The sequence below is a fragment of the Rossellomorea aquimaris genome (assembly GCF_003315075.1).
GTDB lineage: Bacteria > Bacillota > Bacilli > Bacillales > Bacillaceae_B > Rossellomorea > Rossellomorea aquimaris_C.
In genome coordinates, this window is the sequence record NZ_QNRJ01000008.1 from 89,617 (window position 1) to 108,027 (window position 18,411).

General features: G+C 40.1%; 19 protein-coding genes. 14 read left to right on the top strand and 5 right to left on the bottom strand.

Features of this window, described 5'->3' with window-relative positions; genetic code table 11:
• Positions 1-127 precede the first annotated feature (127 nt).
• From opp3b to pepF, 11 genes are all read left to right on the top strand, one after another.
• A complete protein-coding gene (opp3b, locus tag DET59_RS12295; protein ID WP_113969953.1) occupies positions 128-1,057 on the top strand; it encodes an oligopeptide ABC transporter permease in 930 nt (309 codons plus the stop codon).
• Entirely contained in the window at positions 1,057-2,082 is a 1,026-nt protein-coding gene (gene opp3C / locus DET59_RS12300; RefSeq protein ID WP_113969954.1) for an oligopeptide ABC transporter permease, read from the top strand. Before opp3b ends, opp3C begins: the two co-directional genes overlap by 1 nt.
• Before the next feature lie 18 nt (positions 2,083-2,100).
• Complete coding sequence (locus tag DET59_RS12305; protein WP_113969955.1) at positions 2,101-3,171, top strand: ABC transporter ATP-binding protein; 1,071 nt, start codon at positions 2,101-2,103, stop codon at positions 3,169-3,171.
• Positions 3,171-4,106, top strand: coding sequence for an ABC transporter ATP-binding protein (locus DET59_RS12310; protein ID WP_113969956.1), 936 nt, complete (start codon positions 3,171-3,173; stop codon positions 4,104-4,106). The genes DET59_RS12305 and DET59_RS12310 overlap by 1 nt, the downstream gene beginning before the upstream one ends.
• A gap of 225 nt (positions 4,107-4,331) precedes the next feature.
• A complete protein-coding gene (locus DET59_RS12315; RefSeq protein ID WP_397540940.1) occupies positions 4,332-5,528 on the top strand; it encodes a putative glycoside hydrolase in 1,197 nt (398 codons plus the stop codon).
• A gap of 271 nt (positions 5,529-5,799) precedes the next feature.
• On the top strand, positions 5,800-6,372 hold the full coding sequence (locus DET59_RS12325; RefSeq protein WP_113969958.1) for a GNAT family N-acetyltransferase: 573 nt from the start codon (positions 5,800-5,802) through the stop codon (positions 6,370-6,372).
• A 296-nt stretch (positions 6,373-6,668) separates the two neighbouring features.
• Positions 6,669-7,064, top strand: coding sequence for a transcriptional regulator SpxA (spxA, locus tag DET59_RS12330; RefSeq protein ID WP_032089161.1), 396 nt, complete (start codon positions 6,669-6,671; stop codon positions 7,062-7,064).
• A gap of 359 nt (positions 7,065-7,423) precedes the next feature.
• Positions 7,424-8,095 carry an adaptor protein MecA gene (gene mecA, locus DET59_RS12335; protein WP_113969959.1) on the top strand — a complete coding sequence of 224 codons (672 nt, stop codon included), beginning with the start codon at positions 7,424-7,426 and terminating at the stop codon, positions 8,093-8,095.
• Between the two features lie 76 nt (positions 8,096-8,171).
• Complete coding sequence (gene cls / locus DET59_RS12340) at positions 8,172-9,677, top strand: cardiolipin synthase (protein ID WP_113969960.1); 1,506 nt, start codon at positions 8,172-8,174, stop codon at positions 9,675-9,677.
• A gap of 89 nt (positions 9,678-9,766) precedes the next feature.
• Complete coding sequence (locus DET59_RS12345) at positions 9,767-10,960, top strand: competence protein CoiA (protein ID WP_113969961.1); 1,194 nt, start codon at positions 9,767-9,769, stop codon at positions 10,958-10,960.
• Between the two features lie 88 nt (positions 10,961-11,048).
• Entirely contained in the window at positions 11,049-12,872 is a 1,824-nt protein-coding gene (pepF, locus tag DET59_RS12350; protein ID WP_113969962.1) for an oligoendopeptidase F, read from the top strand.
• Between the two features lie 107 nt (positions 12,873-12,979).
• Here pepF and DET59_RS12355 read toward each other — a convergent pair whose 3' ends face one another.
• From DET59_RS12355 to DET59_RS12375, 5 genes are all read right to left on the bottom strand, one after another.
• Positions 12,980-13,168 carry a hypothetical protein gene (locus DET59_RS12355; protein ID WP_113969963.1) on the bottom strand — a complete coding sequence of 63 codons (189 nt, stop codon included), beginning with the start codon at positions 13,166-13,168 and terminating at the stop codon, positions 12,980-12,982.
• A gap of 284 nt (positions 13,169-13,452) precedes the next feature.
• Positions 13,453-14,319: a ClpXP adapter SpxH family protein gene (locus DET59_RS12360; RefSeq protein WP_258549657.1), complete on the bottom strand. Its 867-nt coding sequence runs from the start codon at positions 14,317-14,319 to the stop codon at positions 13,453-13,455.
• Positions 14,312-14,713 (bottom strand): globin domain-containing protein, encoded by a 402-nt coding sequence (locus DET59_RS12365; protein ID WP_113969964.1) that lies wholly within the window; start codon positions 14,711-14,713, stop codon positions 14,312-14,314. The genes DET59_RS12360 and DET59_RS12365 overlap by 8 nt, the downstream gene beginning before the upstream one ends.
• A 410-nt stretch (positions 14,714-15,123) precedes the next feature.
• Positions 15,124-15,762, bottom strand: coding sequence for a lytic transglycosylase domain-containing protein (locus tag DET59_RS12370; RefSeq protein ID WP_113969965.1), 639 nt, complete (start codon positions 15,760-15,762; stop codon positions 15,124-15,126).
• Positions 15,763-15,815: 53 nt separating this feature from the next.
• Positions 15,816-16,397 (bottom strand): CYTH domain-containing protein, encoded by a 582-nt coding sequence (locus DET59_RS12375; protein ID WP_113969966.1) that lies wholly within the window; start codon positions 16,395-16,397, stop codon positions 15,816-15,818.
• 128 nt (positions 16,398-16,525) lie between these two features.
• Here DET59_RS12375 and DET59_RS12380 point away from each other — a divergent pair, with 128 nt between their 5' ends.
• From DET59_RS12380 to DET59_RS12390, 3 genes are read left to right on the top strand one after another with little or no spacing between them, the layout of a single operon-like run.
• Positions 16,526-16,900 (top strand): UPF0738 family protein, encoded by a 375-nt coding sequence (locus tag DET59_RS12380; protein ID WP_113969967.1) that lies wholly within the window; start codon positions 16,526-16,528, stop codon positions 16,898-16,900.
• A 19-nt stretch (positions 16,901-16,919) separates the two neighbouring features.
• Positions 16,920-17,561 carry a GTP diphosphokinase gene (gene yjbM, locus DET59_RS12385; protein ID WP_113969968.1) on the top strand — a complete coding sequence of 214 codons (642 nt, stop codon included), beginning with the start codon at positions 16,920-16,922 and terminating at the stop codon, positions 17,559-17,561.
• Between the two features lie 33 nt (positions 17,562-17,594).
• Positions 17,595-18,392 (top strand): NAD kinase, encoded by a 798-nt coding sequence (locus tag DET59_RS12390; RefSeq protein WP_113969969.1) that lies wholly within the window; start codon positions 17,595-17,597, stop codon positions 18,390-18,392.
• The last annotated feature ends 19 nt before the right edge of the window (positions 18,393-18,411 follow it).

Below are 18,411 nucleotides of genomic sequence, written 5' to 3' on the forward strand. Positions count from 1 at the left end.
AAGCATACGCTCTCCTTTTCCAGTGAATGTCGAAAATTATCAAAAAAGTAAAAATATATTGAAAATTTGTCGATTACCGATATAATAAAAATGTAGAAAAAAAAAGATAAAAAAGGGGGGCTAAAGAATGGTCAGATATACAATTCAACGTATCGTCTATATGATCATCACTTTGCTTATCATTGCAACCGCCACTTTCTTTCTGATGAAGCTCCTACCTGGATCTCCACTACAAAACACAGAAAGGCTGTCTCCGGAACAACAACAAATCATCCTGGAGAAATACGGTCTGAATGACCCGCTGCCAGAACAATATGTGAATTATATGGTTGGGTTGGCAAAAGGTGATTTAGGGTTGTCCTTCCAATATGACAATCGTCCAGTAACACAGATTCTTGGAGATCGTATTGGTCCTTCCGCACTTCTTGGATTCCAAGCTATGGTATTAGGTACATTCTTAGGGTTACTTATTGGAATTATTGCAGCAATCAAACATAATACATGGTTAGATTATGGATCAACATTCCTTGCTGTACTGGGTATATCGATTCCTTCCTTCGTATTCGCAGGACTTCTGCAGTACTATGTTGGGGTTAAGCTTGAATGGCTCCCGGTAGCATTATGGGGAGAATACAAACATACTATTCTTCCAACTTTAGCATTGACGGTGTTTGTAGTGGCAACCATTGCCCGTTTCATGCGTACTGAAATGCTGGAAATATTAAACTCCGATTATATTTTACTTGCAAAGGCAAAGGGGATTTCCCAAACATCTACAGTTGTAAAGCATGCTGTTAGAAATGCTTTAATCCCGATTGTAACGATTCTTGGGCCAATGACTGTTGGTGTAATGACAGGATCTCTTGTTGTTGAACGAATATTCGCAGTCCCGGGTTTAGGGGAACAATTCGTACTATCGATCAATACAAATGATTACACGGTTATTATGGGGATTACCCTCTTCTTTAGTGCTTTATTTATTGGTGTAATCTTCTTGGTAGATATTCTTTATGGAATTATCGACCCACGTATTCGCTTAGCTGGAGGGAAGAAATAATGGAAGCAAACAAAAAGAAACTAGATCAACTTAGTCCAGAACTCTTCCAACCTCAAAAGGCTAGGGAAGACGAGTCAGAGAAAATTTCGCGTCCGAGCTTGAATTTCTGGCAGGACTCATGGATTCGTTTACGTAAGAATAAAGGTGCGATTGCCGGGATTATCATCACCGCGATCATTTTCTTCTTTGCTCTTTTTGGGCCGATGATGAACGAATATAAGTTCAGTGATCAAAATATCCGTCATGCAAAGCTGCCACCGAAAATTGAAGCGCTTTCAGGGATTAGTTGGCTACCATTTGACGGAAAAGATGCAGATGGTTTCGATGTATATGAATCGAGACAAATAAAAGAATCCTATTGGTTTGGTACGGATGACTTAGGCCGTGACCTGTGGACCCGTACTTGGAATGGTACGCGTGTATCTCTTTACATTGGTATATTAGCAGCCATTATCGATTTCATAATCGGTATCTCTTATGGTGGGATTTCTGCTTATTACGGCGGTAAAGTCGACGATATCATGCAGCGTATCATCGAAATCCTTGTAGGGATTCCAAACTTAATTGTTGTTATCCTCTTTATCCTGATATTCGAGCCGGGTATATTCTCCATCACCATGGCCATGGTTATAACCGGTTGGACGGGCATGGCCCGTATCGTCCGTGGGCAGGTACTTCAATTAAAGAACCAGGAATTTGTTCTTGCTTCCCGTACTTTAGGAGCAACCAGCAACCGTTTAATCTTTAAACACTTGCTTCCAAACGTAATGGGACCTGTTATTATCACTACAATGTTCACAGTTCCTGCTGCGATTTACACAGAAGCATTCTTAAGCTTTATCGGATTGGGGATCGCTCCTCCAAGAGCATCTCTGGGATCATTGGTTAATGAAGGATACAGATCAATCCAGTCATTTCCGCATATGATGCTAGTACCTTCCGCTGTTATTTCATTAGTCATTTTAAGCTTTAACTTAATGGCCGATGGTCTGCGTGATGCACTAGATCCGAAAATGCGTAAGTAATGGAAGGGAGATAATATTATGTCGAAAATTTTAGAAGTGAAAGATCTACACGTCTCCTTCAATACGCATGGAGGAGAAGTTCAGGCTGTCCGAGGTGTAGATTTCCATTTAGATAAAGGTGAAACACTGGCAATCGTTGGTGAATCCGGTTCAGGTAAATCGGTTACTACGAAAGCGATCATGAGATTGATCCCTAACCCTCCAGGCTTCATCAAGGGTGGAGAAATGTTATTTGAGGGTAAAGATTTAGCGAAATTGCCGGAAAAGGATATGCAGAAAATCCGTGGGAAAGATATTTCTATGATTTTCCAAGATCCGATGACGTCCCTGAACCCTACAATGACTATAGGTAAACAGATCATGGAACCACTGGTGAAGCACCAGAATATGAGTAAAAATGATGCGAAAAAACGTGCCATTGAGTTACTTAAACTTGTTGGCCTGCCTAGCCCTGAAACACGCTTTAAGCAATATCCTCACCAATTCTCAGGTGGTCAGCGTCAGCGTGTCGTCATTGCAATCGCCCTTGCATGCAATCCGAAGATTCTGATTGCCGATGAGCCGACGACGGCATTGGATGTTACCATCCAGGCTCAGATCCTTGAATTGATGAAAGATTTACAAACAAAGATAGAAACTTCCATCATTTTCATCACTCACGATCTTGGAGTTGTTGCGAACGTAGCTGATCGTGTAGCCGTAATGTATGGAGGACAAATTGTTGAAACAGGCACAGTGGATGAAATTTTCTACGATCCACGCCACCCATATACGTGGGGATTGATCGGCTCCATGCCGACAACTGAAACAGAAGGTGAGCAGGAGCTCGTTGCCATTCCTGGGACTCCTCCGGATTTATTAAATCCACCTAAAGGGGATGCATTCGCTCTTCGCAGTGAGTATGCATTGAAAGTAGATTTTGAACAAGAGCCGCCATATTATCAGGTTTCAGATACTCATTATGTGAAGTCCTGGTTATTGCATCCAAGTGCTCCAAAAGTAGAGCCGCCTGAAATCGTGAAATTAAGACATAGACAAATGCCCTCTAATTATAAAGAGCCGGTACTTGTTGAGGGGGTTCGTTCATAATGGCAGAGAAATTATTAGAAATTAAGAATTTAAAACAGTACTTTAACCCGGGAAAACCGAATATGGTGAAAGCTGTTGATGATATCAGTTTTGATATTTATAAAGGGGAAACCCTTGGCCTGGTTGGTGAATCAGGTTGCGGTAAATCAACGACTGGTCGTACGATCATTCGTTTGTATGATGCCACAGACGGCCAGGTTCTCTTTAATGGTGAGGACGTTCATGGTAAGAAATCACGTTCACAATTAAAGAAGTTCAACCGTAAGATGCAAATGATCTTCCAGGATCCATACGCAAGTTTGAATCCCCGTATGAAGGTTGCTGATATCATTGCTGAAGGGATCGACATTCATGGACTGGCTTCTTCCAAAGAAGAACGCATTAAAAGAGTTCATGATCTGCTTGAGACGGTTGGTTTGAATAAAGAGCATGCCGGTCGTTATCCACATGAATTCTCCGGCGGTCAGCGTCAGCGTATCGGGATTGCCCGTGCCCTGGCAGTAGATCCGGACTTCATCATTGCCGATGAGCCAATTTCGGCTCTTGACGTTTCGATTCAGGCACAGGTAGTTAATCTTATGCAAGAGCTTCAGAAAGAGAAAGGGTTAACGTACTTATTTATCGCCCATGATCTTTCCATGGTAAAATACATCAGTGATCGCATCGGGGTTATGTATTTTGGTAAGTTAGTCGAGTTGGCACCAAGTGAGGCCCTTTACAAGAACCCGCTACATCCTTATACGCAATCTCTATTATCAGCGATTCCGTTACCGGATCCAGAGTATGAGCGCACACGCAGAAGAAAAGAATATAATCCTTCTGTTCACAATTATACAGAGGATGATAATCTTGAAATGCGAGAAGTGGCGCCTGGCCATTTCGTGTATTGCTCAGAGAAAGAGTTTGCGCAGTATAAAGCTCAGTACAAAAGCTGAACATTTTACAAAAGCTCCCTTTAATGAGGGGAGCTTTTTTTATTGAAGGGCAGTTTTATTCTTTTTTAACATGAAAATCATACTATATAATGAAGATATTTAATTTCCTTGGAAATTTCGACAGTTTAGGAGTAATACCCCTTTTCTTTCAAGTTATTTCCTTGTTAGAATAGTATAAGGTGTTACATATTTTACTAGATAGCTTATTTAATAGAGGAGAGGTTTATTTTGAAATGGAGTAAGGTAGCGACATCCTTATGTTTAGTCACAATGTGCGCATTGCCGTTCCAAACAGCGAGTGCTGAAGGAGAAGGGACGGCTGCCCACGAGAAGAGAAGTCTTTCTTTAAGTAAGAAAGAAATCGCAAGTCCCGCCCCAAGATTTGCATATGATTCCGGCTTTAAATTTGAATACCCTGATGCGGTTAGAGGGGTTTATGTTACCGGTCATTCTGCAGGTGGAGCGAGATTTGAAAGCTTAACGAAACTAATGGATGATACGGACTTAAATGCCATGGTTATTGATATTAAAGATGATCACGGATATGTTACATACGAACCCGATGAATCTTCTCCATACGCTAAAGTAGGTAAGCCTTATATCAAAGATCCTAAAGCGATATTAAAGACACTCGAAGAAAAACAGATTTATCCGATCGCAAGGGTTGTGGTATTCAAAGATACGGTATTGGCGAATGAGAAACCCGAGCTTTCCTTTAAAGATGGAGGTCAGGTATGGAAAAATGGCAGAGGGGAATCCTTTGTGAACCCATTCCTGAAAGAAGTGTGGGATTATAATGTGGGCATTGCCATTGAAGCCGCCAAAATGGGATTCCAGGAAATCCAGTTTGATTATGTCCGTTTCCCTGAAGGCTTTGAAAAACGGGACGATGAACTACTATATAACGGTGGAGAATATGCGGAGCAAGACACAGATAATGTACAAAAGCGTGTGCAGGCAGTAACAGACTTTGTAGAGTACGCCCATGAAAAACTTGAGCCGTATGGAGTTAAGGTTTCTGTGGACATTTTCGGGTATACGGCAACGCTTCCAGAGGCACCCGGGATAGGGCAGAACTTCTCTAAGATATCTGAAAACGTCGATGTGATTTCATCCATGATTTATCCAAGTCACTGGACTCCGTACTTTGGAATCGCAAAGCCTGATTTACAACCTTATGAATTGGTTTCTGAATATGCCAAGCTTGAAAATTCCAAGTTGGCAGAATTAGATAACCCGCCTATTTCAAGACCATGGCTGCAGGATTTCACTGCCTCCTGGTTAGGAAGTGGAAACTATAAGGCCTACGGAAAAGCAGAAGTTGAAGCACAGATTAAAGCATTGAATGATCAAGGTATTAAAGAATTCCTTTTATGGGATGCCGGTAATACGTATACAGAAGGTGTAGACTATACACCTTGATTGAAAAGACCGGCCTGGGAAGTTCCAGGCCGGTCTTTCTTAATGGGGCTTTTCGATTTGAAAAAATACTCAAACATTGTTATCATTAAAGTATTGGTAAGATTAACCGCTTTCAACCACATTACCCTCTTCATAGGTGTTTCAAGCCTGTGATTCCGTATTTTCATCCCACGGATGAGACTAACATCTAACATAAACATTTTTTTTCTGAGAAAAATAATTGTATCCCGTTAGTCAATGTCACCCAAAATTCTTTTAAAGGAGTAGATCCATGCATTGGTATGAAAAGTTAAATCAGTATTTCCCGGTAGAGGAAATGAAATCAAAAGAACATCTTGAGTCATTACTCAAAGAAAGAAGCGACATCTATCATAAAGATGAGGGGCAATACCACGTACTTATGTATGCCGAACTTGATGATTTTATCTTTATCGATTATCTTTTTGTCTCAAAGGATGCCCGCGGGCAAGGATTGGGTCATAAGCTGCTCGAGAAGTTAAAAGAAAAGAACAAAGCGATTATTTTAGAAGTAGAGCCGGTGGATTATGATGACACTGACACGGAAAAGCGTTTAAAGTTCTACAAGCGTGAAGGATTCGAACATGCTGTCAGTATCGGTTATGCACGTAGATCCCTCGCTACAAATGAAATCAATGAAATGGAAATCCTTTATTGGGCTCCAAACAACGAATCAGAAGATCTGATATTCAATTCTATGAAGAAAACATATGAATTAATCCACACCTATAATGATAAGAAGTTTTATGGTGCGTCTTACCAGCCGGTTGAAGAGGTCTTGAAAAAGGACAAAGACCGTGATGGAGATGTACTGAAAAATCTCTAAACCAAAAGAACCTTATTGTCCATTCGCAATAAGGTTTTCTAAATGAAAATGTTCTATAACATGTTTAGGCTCTTTTTGAACCGGGTAAAGCCATAGTAGAAAGAGATCATATAGCGTATGTTAAACCTATGTATAGGAAATTTGACAAATTGGTTAAAACTATGTTCAAGGGACAGTAATTCATGTATAATACATAATAGAGATTTCTTATTTAAACTTATTTTAATTAACAGACGATGTTTAAAATGAAATACTCTATATAATAAAAAAATTCCTTAAGGGAGTGTGAATGATTCGTGGTTACATTATTCACTTCACCTAGTTGTACATCTTGTCGTAAGGCAAAAGCTTGGTTAGAAGAGCATGAGATTCCATATACAGAGCGTAACGTATTCTCTGAGCCATTAAGCATTGATGAAATTAAGGAAATCCTGCGTATGACTGAGGACGGAACGGATGAAATCATTTCAACCCGTTCTAAAACATTCCAAAAGCTTAATGTAGATTTAGAAACTTTACCACTTCAAGAACTGTTCGAGCTTATCCAGAAAAATCCAGGTCTTTTAAGACGTCCAATCATCTTGGATGAGAAGCGTCTTCAGGTAGGATACAATGAAGATGAAATCAGACGATTCCTACCGAGAAAGGTTCGTACGTTCCAACTTCTAGAAGCTCAAAGAATGGTAAACTAGAGTATTCTTACATTCTCATCATATTATTAATGTTTGAGAATATATAAGGAAAAAGGGGCTGACCCTTTAAGGAACGTTGCGTATCCTTTCGGGTCAACCCCTTTTATATTAGTATAAGTATTAACACTTGAATTTTCTGCAAATATTCGCTAAAATGTCAAAAACACGTTAAATAGTGGGATTTGTGAAGAAAAAAATGGGTGTTATTTTTATTCCATTTTCAGTGTTTATATCATAAAATAGGAGTACAAGGTACAAACTAACCTAAATGTATCTTCTATCTTCACCAGCAATCGAGCAAAATTGCTCAGAGGGTGTAGTCCCTTCACCAACATCATGCAAGAAGGGAGAGGTGTTAATTGGAAATCGAACGCATTAATGAAAATACGGTCAAGTTCTATATATCTTACGGAGATATAGAAGATCGCGGCTTTGACCGCGAGGAGATCTGGTATAATCGTGAAAGAAGTGAAGAACTCTTCTGGGAAATGATGGATGAAGTTCATCAAGAAGAAGATTTCGGAATTGAAGGACCGCTATGGATTCAAGTTCAAGCGTTAGATAAAGGGCTTGAAGTACTGGTTACAAGAGCTCAGGTTTCAAAGGATGGTCAGAGATTTGAGTTGCCTATTCCAGAGGATAAACTTAAAGAACTTCCTGTAGATGAGCGGATAGAGGAGCTTCTGGATCAGCATTTCCAAATCAAGCAGGATCAAGATGGGGAAGCAGAAGTGGCACTGGATTTCACTTTGAAGTTCAATGATTTCGAAGATGCGATTTCTTTATCACATCGGATGAAAGACATGTCTTTAGATCATTTGGAGACAAAGCTGCTTGCATTCGAAAATAAATATTATATTTACGTTAAATTTTCAGAAGAGCACTTCTCGGAAGAAGATATCGAGAATATGTTAAGTATACTACTTGAATATGCGGATGAGTCACGAATGACCGTTCATCGCCTGGAAGAGTACGGAAAAGTAGTCATTAATGAACATGTGTTTGGGACATTAAGTGAACATTTTTCTTAAGGATCATACCGGTTTCATTTAGAAATCGGTATTTTTTTTATTTAGCATCATTAAGCCAGTGGAAGGTGTTAGAGGTATGAAAAATACAGTGAGGGTCCTCTTATTTATTGCTGTTCTCGTGTTAAGTTATATTTTTTATTTTGATCAGTACCTTTCAGGTATGGTCAAATATATTAGTCTGGTTTTTACTTTCTCTGTCATTGTGATAGGTTTTCTTATCTTCTTTGAGAATCGTCACCCCACTCAAACATTAACGTGGTTAGTTGTTTTAGGTGCTTTCCCATTCCTTGGTTTTATCTTCTATTTATTGTTTGGCCGAAACTATCGGAAAGAGAAAATGTATAAGAAGAAGTACATATTGGACAAGGAAACCTACAATAAATTTGAGCCAGGTCCCAAGGAAATGAATGCTGAAATGTTTGGCTTGTTTCAGGAAAAGCACTTCCAGCTTGCTCAGCGGATAGGAAACAGTGCCATTTCTTTTTCCAGTGAAACGAAGCTTTTAACCAATGGTAACGAGACATTTGGAGAAATCCTCAGATGGTTGAAAACGGCCAAGCATCACATTCATATGGAATATTATATTGTCCGTCATGATGATATTGGAAATCAGATTAAAGATATCCTTATTGAACGAGCCAATAATGGGGTGAAAATCCGCTTTCTTTATGACGCCGTTGGGGCATGGCAATTGTCAAAGGATTATATAACTGAATTAAAAGATGCAGGGATTGAAGTGATTCCCTTTGGTCCCGTCAAAATTCCTGTTCTCAATAATAAGTTTAACTTTCGAAATCATCGCAAGATCATCGTCATTGATGGAAGTATTGGATTTGTCGGGGGACTTAATATTGGAGATGAGTACTTAGGTAAAAATCCTCATTTTGGTTTCTGGAGGGATACCCACCTATTTGTAAGAGGTGAAGCGGTGCGCACGCTGCAGCTCATCTTTCTTCAAGATTGGTATTATATGACGAATGACGATTTCCTTACTCCAGGGTATTTAAGCCCTGATCCATTGGAAAATGCAAACGATGGTGGGGTTCAAATGATTGCAGGTGGACCTGATAATGAGTTGAGCGTTTTGAAGAATATCTTTTTCTCGATGATCACTTCTGCAAGAAAAAGCGTATGGGTTGCATCGCCATATTTCATACCGGATGAAGATATTTTCTCAGCACTTAAAATTGCTGCTTTGAGTGGTGTGGATGTAAGGCTATTGGTTCCTCATAAGCCTGATAAACGAATTGTATTTCACGCTTCACGATCTTATTTCCCCGATCTTCTCGAAGCAGGTGCCCGAATCTTTGAATATCAAAAGGGCTTTATGCATAGTAAGATTGTCATTGTCGATGAAGAAATGGCATCGATCGGGACATCAAATATGGATATGAGAAGTTTTCATTTAAACTTTGAAGTCAATGCATTTCTATATAAAACAGAAAGTACCGACTCTCTTGTGAAAGAATATTTACATGACTTAGAAGAGGCAGAAGAACTGCAGCTGGAAGAGTTTCAAAAGAGACATCTTGGCTATCGATTATTGGAATCCACTTCACGCTTAATGTCACCTCTATTATAAGATGAAGCCTTCAAGTGATTTTTTGCTTGAAGGTTTTTTTTGAAGGATTTTCACGATTTTTGGCGAATGATTATTGAAGGAGGTGTTCTATGTTAACAGCATTATTTAGAGAGAAAGTGTTTTCAACCATCCATTATACAAGAGAGGAATTAAAGAATCTGCGAAGTAAGCGTCCAATATTTCTCTGTCCTCATTGTTCATCCGAATTGAACCTTCGCATCGGAAACCAAAACGTTCCACATTTTGCTCATCATTCACAGTTCCAGTGTGCGATCGGAAAGCAGCATGAGTCACCGCGGCATCTACTTAGTAAGCAACTGCTATATGAAAGGTTACGAGAACATTATACGGAGGTGAGTGTTGAGTATTATGTAAAAGAGCTTCAGCAAATCGCTGATATTTATGTAAAAACGGAATCTAAAAAAATTGCCATTGAGATTCAATGTTCTTCCATTCCCATTCCCGACATCCTTTCCAGAACTGGGGGATATCACAGTCAGAACATCACTCCGTTTTGGATGCTTACCCAACCGGTGACAGTAAAACAAAAGGGATTGCTGCATTTACCATCCTTTCAGCAAGCATTTATCCGGTACTCACCCCATATCCATCATTTTCTTCTCCATTTTTCTCCTGAAGATAGAAGCTTTACACTATTTACTCATCTCATACCTGTTTCAGTCTCAGCTTTTATTAGTGCAACACCTGTCAAAATCCCTATTGAGCAATTCACTCTTCCTTTATCCATCCCACATTCTACAGTCAATCACCCATATCTATTAAAAAACTGGAATCAATACCGAATGAAGTGGATCTATAACAAACTCCATTACAATAAAGCAAAAAGCGATTTATTTTTACGGGAAGTGTATAGAGAAGGGGATACATTTTTATATTTACCTTTGTTTGTTGGAATGCCTGTATTCCCTCATGGACTCCATTTTAAGAATCATGCGATCGAGTGGCAATACTATATATGGAAAGATTGTCTGAAGAAGGATCGATTTATTTCAGAGGAAAAAGTCGTTAAGGTAATTAAAAGAAGGATGGATAGAGGATATTTAGAATTCCGTGCGCTTCCTTTTGTAGGGGGAGACCAACTGCTAAAGGAAATAGTAAAGAGTTATTTGGCTCTATTGAAGGATATGCAGGTGGTCAGAAGGATGGACGGTGGGCAATATCAGCTCTTGGAGGCGTGGAATTGTCCAGACAACTTTCCGGGTTTCGAACAGCATCAGCATGATTTTTTTCCTAAATGGAAGCATATATTAAAAAAGGTCTAATAAAGATTGTTTTGTTGCAGGAAAATCTTAGATAAGAGAGAATGTAACTATAAGGAATTTTCTGTAGATTTCAGAATGGAGGATGTATATGTCAAAAGATACAGCTACGAAAAGTCTGCCTGGCAGGAAAGAGGTAGAGGAGAAGTTAACATGGAGATTGGAAGATATTTTTGAAAGTGATGAAGCGTGGGAAAAAGAATACAAAGCAATTAAAGAGTTAACGGGTAAAGCTGAAGAGTTTAAAGGAACATTAGGCGAGAGTGCAGATCAGCTTTATAAAGCATTTGCCTTCCAAGATGAAATTATGGAACGTATGGGTAGGGTTTATACATATTCTCATATGCGCTATGACCAGGACACAACCAATTCATACTATCAAGGACTCGATGACCGTGCCAAAAGTCTTTATACACAGTTAGGGAGTAAATTTGCCTACTTAGTACCTGAAGTCCTTTCGATTGAGGAAAGTAAGCTTCAAGGGTTTCTTGACGAAAAAGAAGAGCTGAAGAAATACAAGCATGCTTTAGAAGAAATTAATCTCCAGCGTCCGCATGTTCTATCAGCGGAGGAAGAAGCATTACTTGCTCAAGCTTCCGAAGTGTTCAGTGCGGCGAGTAACACGTTTGGTATGCTGAACAATGCAGACTTGGAGTTTCCGAGCATTAAAGATGAAAACGGGGAAGAAGTAGACATCACACATGGCCGTTTCATTCGATTCCTGGAGAGCAGTGATCGACGCGTACGGGAAGAATCGTTTAAAAAGGTGTATGAAACCTACGGCAAATTCGAAAATACGTTTGCCTCTACATTAAGTGGCGCAGTAAAGAAAGATAATTTCGTCGCAAACGTAAGACATTACGATTCAGCAAGACATGCGGCATTATCAAATAACAATATTCCTGAACAGGTGTATGATAACCTGGTTGATACGGTCAATAAGAACCTTCATTTGCTGCAACGCTATGTAAAGCTTCGCAAGAAAGTATTAGGCTTGGATGAAGTTCATATGTATGACTTATATACACCGTTAGTGAAGGAAGTCAAGATGGACATCAGCTATGATGAAGCACAGAACATGATCCTGGATGGCTTAAAGCCTTTAGGAGAAGAATATGCCAATGTCCTGAAAGAAGGCTTTGATAACCGTTGGGTGGATGTTGTCGAGAACAAAGGAAAAAGAAGTGGTGCATACTCTTCAGGAGCATACGGCACCAATCCTTATATCCTCATGAACTGGCAGGATAATGTGAACAATCTATTTACACTGGCTCATGAGTTCGGCCATAGTGTTCACAGCTATTATACGCGCAGTGCTCAGCCGTACACGTACGGCCATTACTCCATCTTTGTTGCCGAGGTGGCTTCTACATGTAATGAAGCATTATTGAATGATTATCTATTAAATACAATTGATGACGAGAAAAAGCGTCTGTACCTATTAAATCATTACCTGGAAGGATTCAGGGGAACCGTTTTCCGTCAAACCATGTTTGCTGAGTTTGAACACCTCATTCATAAGAAAGCCCAAGAAGGGGAAGCTCTTACTTCTGAATTCTTAACAAAAGAATATTATGAATTGAATAAAAAGTATTTTGGAGAGGACATCTCGATTGATGAGGAGATTGGATTGGAATGGGCTCGAATCCCTCACTTCTACTACAATTACTATGTTTATCAATATGCAACGGGCTTCTCGGCTGCGACCGCTCTCAGTCAGCAAATCCTTGAAGAAGGAGAGCCGGCTGTAGAACGCTACATTGATTTCCTGAAAGCGGGCAGCTCTGATTATCCGATTGAAGTATTAAAAAAAGCAGGAGTGGATATGACAACCTCCAAGCCGGTAGAAGACGCATGCAAAGTCTTTGAAGAAAAGTTAAATGAAATGGAAGAACTGCTTGAAAAGTTACAGTAGATAGAGATCAGGAACCTACTGGTTTAAAAATAAACTCCCCTTAGAAAAGTATTCTGTCTAAGGGGAGTTTATTTTTGGAGGGAGTTTTCGAAAGAAAGGTCCGTCCCTCATTTCATTGATTTGAATCCTTTGAAGCGATTGCGGGTTCCGAGGGAGTGGAAGAAGAGCAGGAGTGAGAGAAAGAGGATTGGGGATGTAATATAGATCGGAACAAGGCGCATGAGTCCGAGGATGTTTATGAAGAAGCTGATCAGGATTAACAGCAGGAGGATTCCGTATTTTATTTTTAGTGCCATATCTTTTCCCTCCGGTGATAAGTTGTCTTATACACATGTATATGAAGGAGAAGAGGGGAACATGAATGGTTTTTGACAATATTGTGAAATACCATACAAACAACTTGCCAATACAAGTGGGGGCGTGATATATTATCAGTGTGAAGTTGATCACAAGCAAACATATACCCCTTTGTTTGACCGTGAAAAATTTCTCCCATCCCCTTTGTTCGTATTGAAAAACCGATGTTGGAAACAACATCGGCTTTTCTTGTTTATCGGCTTATTTTAATATATTGAAATAATTAATTGGTTATATATTTCCAGAAAGTTCCGTGCTTTGCAGGGAGCCTCTTTACTTTTTGCTGAAGTGTCCATTTCTTCATTTGCTTTTCTACTTCTTCAATGGATAAATCATAGACAACGGCTATTTCCTTCGATGCCACTACACGATAATATTTCATAAATACATCCAGTGGAGGCAGTGGTTGCTTATCAGGCTTCTCTCCTAGCATTTCTTCAATAATATGAACGTATACCTCGTAGGAATACAATCCTGTGATCTTTAAGCCTTCATCTTCAATATTTTCATTAAAGAAAACCAATGTAGGAATTTCTTCTACTTCCATCTCAGATGTGATCTTTACATCACACTGAAAGGCTTTGGACGCAGATGATGAATTGATATCGTTCATGAACTCACTCAAATCAAGCTTGGCGGCTTGAGCACACTCCTTGAGTACCTCGATATTGGATATGTCCTGTTTCTGTAAGAATAACCTTTCCTGTAAAAATCTTAGAAACCGGATACCCGAATGCTTTCCTTGAAGCTCGGCAGCTTTAATGGCGAAAGAAGCAAGATAAGGCGAATCAATTGGATTATCTATCCATAAGCTTCCGTCGCATGACATCCCCGAACGGCTGGCTGTTTTATCCCATTGCTGGGCTAAATCTTCCTGCTTACGTTTGGTCGCTATGTTTAAAGAGGCAAGCTGGCCGCTCAAAATGTAACGAATACGAAAGTATTGTCCGTATTCAATGTGCAATTTCTTTAAGATTGGTTCAAGAGCCCAACATTCCGGGCAAAGAGGGTCAATAAACATATATATTTCCAGTGGTTTCTTATCATGTCCACACCCTTTAAGGTGATGCCAGCTATTTGTTCTAGTCAATGCTATTACCCTTTGGTGTTTCTGTATTCACCATATGATGGGCGGTTAATACGAGTCTGTGAAAAAAGTCATCTCTTACTGGACCCTCTAGATTGACTTCATCCATTGCCTCATGCATACAGCTTAACCAAGCCTTCGCCCGTTCCTCCGTGATGGGAAATGGGAGATGCCTTGCGCGCAGCATGGGGTGACCATGCTCCTCGGTGTAAAGCGCAGGACCACCTAAATATTGAGTTAGAAATTGTTTTTGTTTGCGAGCTGTCTCGGTTAAATCATCAGGGAATATTGGTGCTAACTCGGGATGATTCGCTACTTTATTATAAAAAGCTTCAACGAGCATGGAGAGTTTCTTTTCGCCGATAAGATTATAAGGCATTTGTGGTTTCTCGACCATAAGAATGACTCCTTTTTACTTAGATTGTATGTTTATTCTAGCAAGCATTTATTTATATCTCAAACAAATAGCCTTACATCAACTTATTATTCAAAATTAGTGTAGCCTTTTTTGCACAGTCTATCCGGATTAATATGTTTGATATTTTACAATAAGCGAGTAGTAGTTGATTTCCGCTTCAGGCGCTCGCTTTCCGCGGGGCGTGCGGTGAGCCTCCTCGGCTTCGCCTGTGGGGTCTCACCTGTCCCGCTATTCCCGCAGGAGTCGAGCGCCTTCCGCTCCAATCAACTTTCTTTGGATCGGTTTGCTTTAACAAAATACTTAAAATTGATCTATTAGAAACAATCCATTATAAAAGACCCAAATAAAAGCAGGCTGACCTGGAAGTGGAGGTCAGCCTGCTTGCGGGGTCATGTGAAATAGCGATCGGTCACTTTTTTTACGTAAGCAGTGGTTTCTTTAAACGGTGGGATGCCGTTGTATTTATCAACATTTCCGGGACCTGCGTTATAGGCTGCCAGAGCCAGTTTAACGTCCCCATTGTACTTATCGAGCATCTGCTTTAAGTGTTTCGTTCCGGCGAATACGTTTTCTTCCGGGTCAAAGATGTTGTTTACGCCAAGCCCCTTTGCTGTACTGGGCATGAGCTGCATTAACCCGGTCGCACCTGCATGACTGACTGCATTAGGGTTGAAGTTGGACTCCTGTTTAATCACCGCTTGAATCAATTTTATGGGGATACCATAGTGATCGGCCGCCCGTGAGATGATTTCATCGATCTCCTGGGGAGCATTCCGGTTCGGTTCGCTCAAAGCGGAAAGTCCAGGAGGAGGTGAAACAGAGAAAGCTGTTTTGGTTTCCAGTGCCTCTTTAACGGCCCCTAATGTTTGGTTCATATTTAAATGGTTCTGGTTAGTGTGAAGTGCCTGATTTAATAGTTGTTGAAATAGATCACTGGACCCGCCGGTGTTTTGCTGAACAGAAGATACTGAACCCAAGCTGTTTAGAGCTTGCAACTCCATCATCGTTCTCAACTGCTGAACATTCATGAGTATAACTCCTCTTCTGGAAGACTTTTATTCATATACTATATCGGTAATCGTCAATCCTTTTTTAATTTTTCCAGGTAAAAACGTTTGATTTTGTTATCCGTCTCCCGAAGTGGGATGTTTAGTTCCTCCAGTAAGTTCAGGAATATAGCTTCACCTGATGTACGCTCTTTCACTTCATATTCCAGCTCATAGTCTTCCTTTTGTAAATATGAACTCTTATCGAAGACCAGAAGCCCGTCTTTATAGTTTATTTCTGCCCGGCTTGTCGTCAGCGTTCCGAAATAATGTAGGGACCCAGTGGGGATTTGAAGGGAAATCAGAACATCTTTCACTTCTCCTTCAGGAAATGCCCCTTTATGTAAAAGAGATTCAGACTCTTCCTTTGTTAACCTTTGATTCGTTTCTAGTAGATCCTCTTCTAAAGGGGTTTTTAAGGTCAACGTGTAAGTCCCGTTCTTCTCCCGTATTCTTAAGGCAGATTGTTTACCCTTTAATTGATAGTCCGGCGTATCAAAATAGTGATTGTCTTGAGATGAGAAATCCTCATCTTTTATATGAAAATGTGAAATTAATCTCGTAAATTCATCTTGTGTCACCAAATTCTTGAATTCTATTTCAATTTCCTGTGCCATAACAAGCATCCTTTCCTTGCATACTTCTTCTATTATCTCTTTAATAAAAGAGAACTTCAATGTTTAGATGAAATGGTTGTCTTATGTTAAAATGATACTGATTGTTTAATGGAAGGATGAAGAAAAGCATGAGGAAAATTGTTCAATTTAAACACACAACATATGAAAACGGTACATTATACTTACATACCGACCAAGCAGAACTCCTGCAAGGGACAACGGCAGCTGGTCAAATCATTGCAGACTCCGATCGCTATGCTTTCGTATACTTAGCAGAAAATGAAGAGGAATATGTATACTTATACCTTGAAGAGTCGATCTGGGATGAATTGAAAAAAGCACTTCTAAATAAGAGTGCAGTCATTGCAAAGAGTGATGATTATTCTTTGGAGTTGGATCAATTCATTGAAGAGCTTGACTATCTTGTGACCAATATAGAAGGAAATGGGAACTACGGTGACGAAATGGTTAAAAAGGTAGAGAACATATTTCTTGATAAGTAGTCACGTAGAGGTGAGGAGAATGAATCACTGGGAACAATTTTTAGCTCCCTACAAGCAAGCGGTTGACGAATTGAAGATTAAGCTTAAAGGGATGAGGGGAGAATATGAACTTCATAACACACATTCTCCCATTGAATTCGTGACTGGAAGAGTAAAGCCAATCGCGAGTATTCTTGATAAAGCCAATCAAAAAGGGATCAAGCTATCGAATATTGAAACGGAAATGCAAGATATTGCCGGACTGAGGATGATGTGCCAATTCGTGGAGGATATTCATGTGGTAGTGGAAAAGCTTCGTGGACGGAATGACTTTACTATTATAGAAGAAAGAGATTACGTGACCCATAAGAAACAAAGTGGGTATCGTTCCTATCATATTGTCATTGACTATCCGGTACAAACGATTCACGGAGAAAAAAACATTCTGGTAGAAATCCAAATCCGGACACTTTCGATGAATTTTTGGGCTACGATAGAGCATTCTTTGAATTATAAGTACAGTGGACAGATTCCCGAGCAAGTACGTCTTCGCATTCAAAGCGCTGCTGAAGCAGCATTCAGACTGGATGAAGAAATGAGCTTGATTCGTGAAGAAATTCAGGAAGCCCAAGTCATATTTACAAACAAAAAGGAAAAGGACCAACGGGGGAAAAGCTCTTAACAAAATTAGCAGTGACTTGAAGGGGGTACACGAATGAAGTTCGCTATTACATCAAAAGGTGATTCGAAGTCCAATACATTAATGCACAAAATGAGGACCTATCTCCAAGATTTTAATTTAACTTATGATGATGATCAACCGGATATCGTCATATCGGTTGGAGGAGATGGGACGCTGCTTTATGCATTTCATCGCTACAGATCCCGGTTAGATAAGACAGCATTTGTAGGTGTTCATACAGGACATCTCGGCTTTTATGCCGATTGGGTGCCGGAAGAGATCGAGAAGCTCGTGATTGCCATAGCGAAGACACCTTATCAAATTATCGAATACCCATTATTAGAAACGATCATCCGCTATCAGCATGGAGGGAAAGAAACCCGCTACTTAGCGTTAAACGAATCGACGGTCAAAAGCGTCGAAGGAACCCTGGTCATGGACGTGGAAATCAGGGGCCAGCATTTTGAACGATTTAGAGGAGATGGACTCTGCTTATCGACTCCATCAGGTAGTACGGCTTACAATAAAGCGCTTGGCGGGGCAATCATTCACCCGTCTCTTCCAGCGATTCAATTTGCGGAGATGGCTTCCATCAACAATCGTGTATTTCGTACCATCGGATCACCTTTGATTTTACCTGCACATCATACATGCATGCTAAAGCCTGTGAATGGACCGGACTTTCTGATCACCATCGACCATCTATCCCTTCTTCATAAAGATGTGAAGAGCATTCAATATCGTGTCGCTGATGAGAAAATCCGTTTTGCCCGCTTCCGTCCGTTTCCGTTCTGGAAGAGGGTGCATGATTCCTTTGTGGCGGATGAATGACTTAAGGCTGGGAAGTATA